Origin of the sequence: Oxalobacter paeniformigenes (assembly GCF_027158465.1) — a bacterium.
GTDB classification, from domain to species: Bacteria; Pseudomonadota; Gammaproteobacteria; order Burkholderiales; family Burkholderiaceae_D; genus Oxalobacter; species Oxalobacter paeniformigenes.
Window position 1 is genome coordinate 1 of sequence record NZ_JAMKYL010000025.1, and the last position, 282, is coordinate 282.

At 47.5% G+C, this 282-nt stretch carries 1 protein-coding gene; it reads left to right on the forward strand.

What is annotated here, in order from left to right; translation table 11 throughout:
- A partial coding sequence (locus NAI64_RS09085) for a hypothetical protein (protein WP_269299803.1) occupies positions 1 to 196 on the forward strand: 196 nt, incomplete at its 5' end.
- Positions 197 to 282 lie beyond the last annotated feature (86 nt).

Genomic DNA, 282 nt, shown 5'->3' on the forward strand with positions numbered 1-282 from the left:
CACGTTGAAAGTACAGGTATGGTTTGACAAAAAACGACAAAAGGGAAAAAGTAACAACACCGGTTCGGGTTTCGGCAATTCTTTTTCTGTACAGGACTGGACAATATCCGGCCTAATGTTTTACATTCTCGAAAATGTTTTCGGGTACGAGAAATCAGCCGTGCAGTGCCTGAAAAAATCGCTGGAACAGGATTGAGTTTCCGGTTCGTCGGGGGAGGCACGATCGTGCCGTATGTCTGCCGCAGCGTGGCAGGACGGTTATATCCCCTTGTTTTCTGACGA